At 61.9% G+C, this 3,846-nt stretch carries 4 protein-coding genes; all 4 read left to right on the top strand.

Annotation, left to right across the window (positions count from 1 at the left end; all coding sequences use genetic code 11):
- Positions 1 to 1,122, top strand: coding sequence for a hypothetical protein (locus tag EOL86_12645; protein NCD26424.1), 1,122 nt, complete (start codon positions 1 to 3; stop codon positions 1,120 to 1,122).
- 97 nt (positions 1,123 to 1,219) lie between these two features.
- Positions 1,220 to 2,203 carry a tungstate ABC transporter substrate-binding protein WtpA gene (gene wtpA, locus EOL86_12640; protein ID NCD26423.1) on the top strand — a complete coding sequence of 328 codons (984 nt, stop codon included), beginning with the start codon at positions 1,220 to 1,222 and terminating at the stop codon, positions 2,201 to 2,203.
- Positions 2,204 to 3,031 carry an ABC transporter permease subunit gene (locus tag EOL86_12635; protein NCD26422.1) on the top strand — a complete coding sequence of 276 codons (828 nt, stop codon included), beginning with the start codon at positions 2,204 to 2,206 and terminating at the stop codon, positions 3,029 to 3,031.
- Positions 3,028 to 3,846 (top strand): ABC transporter ATP-binding protein (locus EOL86_12630; protein NCD26421.1); only part of this gene is annotated, 819 nt, incomplete at its 3' end. The genes EOL86_12635 and EOL86_12630, both read left to right, overlap by 4 nt.

Here is a 3,846-nt window from a genome sequence, read left to right as displayed (position 1 = left end):
ATGAACGCCCAGGCCGAGGCGATCCTCGGCTTTCCACCCCATCATTTTCTGGGCCGGCCAGGCGCCGATCTGCCCGAACTGACCCTTTCCCGGACCAGACAGACGACGCCCCTGTTCGACCCGGCCCAGTGTAACCAGGGGCAGGTGGATGGCCGGATTCGGCGCCAGGACGGTTCCTTTTTGTTTATTTCCCGCGCCCTGGTCGAGGTGGACCGGACTGGCCGGCAGCATTTGGTGGCCCTTCTTTTTGATCAGAGCGCCCGCAAGACCCTGGAAACGCAGCTGGCCATGGCCCAGAAGCTGGAATCCGTGGGACGGCTGGCTTCGGGCGTGGCCCATGAAATCAACACCCCCATCCAGTACGTCGGCGATAACCTGGGGTTTTTGCGGGACAGTTGGCGGGATGTGCTCCGGGTCGTGGACGCGTGCCGCCCGGCTTTTGATGGGGCGGACCTGGACGCGGCGTCGATTCGGACCATGGCGGCCGGGACGGATTTCGACTTTTTGCTCGAAGAAATCCCCCTGGCCCTGGATCAGGCCCTGGACGGCACGGAGCGGGTGGCCGCCATTGTCCGGGCCATGAAGCGGTTCGCGCACCCGGGCGGGGACGCCATGACCCTGGTCGATCTGAACAAGGCCTTGGAAACGACGGTCCTGGTGGCCAGGAATGAATGGAAGTACCTGGCCGAACTGGATTTGGACCTGGAACCGGAGTTGCCCGAAGTGTTGTGTCTGGCCAACGACATGAATCAGGTTTTCTTGAACATCATCGTCAACGCGGCCCAGGCCATCGCCGAGCGTCGGGATCAGGAAAAGAGCACCGACTTGGGGCGGATCGTGGTTAGCTCCAGGCGGGACAAGGATCAGGTCGTGATCGTTTTTTCCGACACGGGTTGCGGCATTCCGGACGAAAACCGGGACAAGATCTTCGATCAGTTTTTCACCACCAAGGAGGTCGGAACGGGTACGGGCCAAGGGCTGGCCATGGTTCATGACGTGATTGTCGGCAAGCATGGCGGGCGGATCGAGGTTGACTCCACGGTCGGCCGGGGCACGACCCTGACCGTGCGCATCCCCCTTGTCCGGCCGGAAGCCGCCTTGGACGTCGAGGACTGGCGATAAACCGGATCGTAGAGGTCAAGAAAATGCCCTTGTTTGACAGAAATGACAGCGGCGGCATATTCGAGCGGTACTTTTTCCTATTACCAGGAGGTTGTTCATGAAGATCGTCGCCCGTTGCGTGAAATCGTCCCTGCTCGCCGCGTTGTTGTCCATGACGTTGGCTGGTCCCGTTGCCGCCGAGCCGTCCGGCAAGCTGGTTATTTTCCATGCCGGCAGTCTGTCCGTGCCGTTTGACGCCATGGAAAAGGCTTTTGAGGCCAAATACCCCAAGGTCGATATCCAGCGCGAATCCGGGGGCAGCACCAAGCTGGCCCGGTCCATCACCGAGCTGGGCAAGCCGTGCGACATCATGGCCTCGGCCGACTACCAGGTCATCGACAAGATGCTTATCCCCGAGTTCGCGGATTGGAACGCCTTGTTCGCCACCAACCAGATCGTGCTCTGCTACACCGACAAGAGCAAATATGCCTCGGAAATCAATGACAAGAATTGGGCTGAGATTTTGCAGCGCCCGGACGTGGTCTGGGGCCATTCCGATCCCAATCTGGACCCCTGTGGCTACCGCAGCCTGATGGCCATTCAGCTGGCCGAGAAATTCACGGGTCAGGCCGGCCTGTACGACAAGGTGCTGGCCAACCGTCCGGAAAAGAACGTGCGGCCCAAGTCCGTGGAGCTCATTTCCATGCTGGAGTCCGGCAACATGGACTATGCCTGGGAATATATGTCCGTGGCCGTGCAGCACGGGCTTAAGTACATCACCTTCGACGACCACATCAACATGGGCAACCACGCCATGGAGAACATGTACAAAACGGTTTCGGTCAAGGTCACGGGCAAGGAGCCGGGAACCTTTGTCGAGCAGAAGGGCAGTTCCATCACCTATGGCGTGACCATGCTCAAGAAGGCGCCCAATGCTGGGGCGGCCGAGGCGTTTCTGGCCTATCTGTTCGATCCCGAAGGTGGTCTCAAGATTTTGAAGGAGCAGGGCCAGCCGCCGTTGGTTCCGGTTGGCGTGATCTCGGAGGTCATGAAAAAGGCCATGCCCGCCACGCTTCAGCCGCTGGTCCAGGCAGGTAAATAAATGCTCGCGCCCATTGCCGGGCAAGGCCGGGGAGGTTTGCGAAGCCTGCCCGGCCTTGTTTTTTCCACGTGGGTGGTTTCGTCCTGCGTCGTGGTGCTGCTGTTCATCGCCGTGCCCCTGGCCCGGACCGTGGCCTCGCCCAGCCTGGAGACCATGCGCGCGACGTTGCTCGACCCGGACGTGCTTAAGTCCGTGGGCCTTTCCCTGTGGGCTTCGGGGCTGGCCGCGATTCTGGCCCTGGTTTTGGGCACGCCCCTGGCCTATGTTTTGGCGCGGCGGGAATTTCCAGGCAAGAAGATGGTCGAGAGCCTCATCGATCTGCCCATCATGATCCCCCATCCCGTGGTTGGCATCGCCCTCTTGACCCTGGCCGGCCGCAACAACTGGTTCGGCCAGATTTTGTCCAGCCTGGGCGTGGAAATCATGGGCTCGGTCACGGGTATCACGGCCGTGCTGTTTTTTGTCGGCCTGCCGTTTTACATCAACACGGCCAAGGGCGGCTTCGAGAGCGTGCCCGTGCGTCTGGAAAATGTGTCCCGATCCCTGGGCGCAAGCCCCAGCGCCACGTTTTTCCGGGTCACCCTGCCCCTGTGCCGCCGGTCCATGCTGGTCGGCATGATTTTGTGCATGGCCAGGGCCTTGAGCGAGTTCGGCGCCGTGGTCATTGTCGCCTACCATCCCATGATCGCGCCGGTGCTCATGTACGAGCGTTTCACTGCCTACGGGCTCAAGTTTTCCCAGCCCGTGGCCGTTATTTTGATTCTGGTCAGCCTGCTGTTCTTTTTCCTGCTCCGGGTTTTGTCCCGGCCGGCGCGGGAGGGCGTATGATCCGCGTTGTCGATTTGACCCTGCGCCTGGGCGGTTTTGTCATGGATGCGGTCAGCCTGCATGTCGCGGCCGGAGAGTTTTTTGCCCTGATGGGGCCCACGGGGTCCGGCAAAACCATGATTCTGGAATCCATCGCCGGGCTGGTCGCGCCCCAGGGCGGCACCATCCATATCGCGGGTCGCGACGCCAGCGGTCTGCCGCCGGAGCGGCGCAAGGTCAGTTTGGTCTATCAGGATCACGCCCTGTTTCCGCATTTGACCGTCCTGGAGAATGTCACCTTTGGCCAGCGCTACCACGGCATCGACGCGGCTGACGGCCACCGGGAGGCTTTGGCCCTGCTGGACCGCCTGGGTCTGAGCCATGTGGCCGGGCGCGTGCCCCGGAACCTGAGCGGCGGGGAAAAACAGCGCGTGGCCCTGGCCCGGGCCTTGGCCTGCCGGCCTGACGTGATCTTGCTGGACGAGCCCCTTTCCTCCCTGGACCCGCAATTTCGTGACGATCTGCGCGCGGTGCTCAAGGAATTGCACGCCCAGATGAACCTGACCGTGCTCATGGTCACCCATGATTTCGTGGACGCCCTGACCCTGGCCAGTCGCGCCGCTGTCCTGCGCCTGGGCCGTCTGGAGCAGGTCGGCTCGACCCACGAGATTTTTCGTCAGCCGCGCACGGCCTTTGTGGCCGCCTTTGTCGGCATGAAGAACATTTTCGAGGTGACGCGGCCGGGCTGGTGCGATTTGGGCGGGAACATAGCCTTTGCCGTGCCGGGCGTGACCGATGGACAGGCGGCCCTGCGGCCCGAGGACGTTTTCGTGGCC

The sequence above is a fragment of the Deltaproteobacteria bacterium genome (assembly GCA_009930495.1).
In the GTDB taxonomy this organism is placed as follows: Bacteria; Desulfobacterota; Desulfovibrionia; order Desulfovibrionales; family Desulfomicrobiaceae; genus Desulfomicrobium.
The sequence above is the reverse complement of the archived record's forward strand: the minus strand, read 5'-3'. Positions and strand labels throughout refer to the sequence as shown.

Coding starts and splice junctions, on each gene's coding strand:
- EOL86_12635 (NCD26422.1), top strand. CDS start 2,204: ATGCTCGCGCCCATTGCCGGGCAAGGCCGGGGAGGTTTGCGAAGCCTG.
- EOL86_12645 (NCD26424.1), top strand. CDS start 1: ATGAACGCCCAGGCCGAGGCGATCCTCGGCTTTCCACCCCATCATTTT.
- wtpA (NCD26423.1), top strand. CDS start 1,220: ATGAAGATCGTCGCCCGTTGCGTGAAATCGTCCCTGCTCGCCGCGTTG.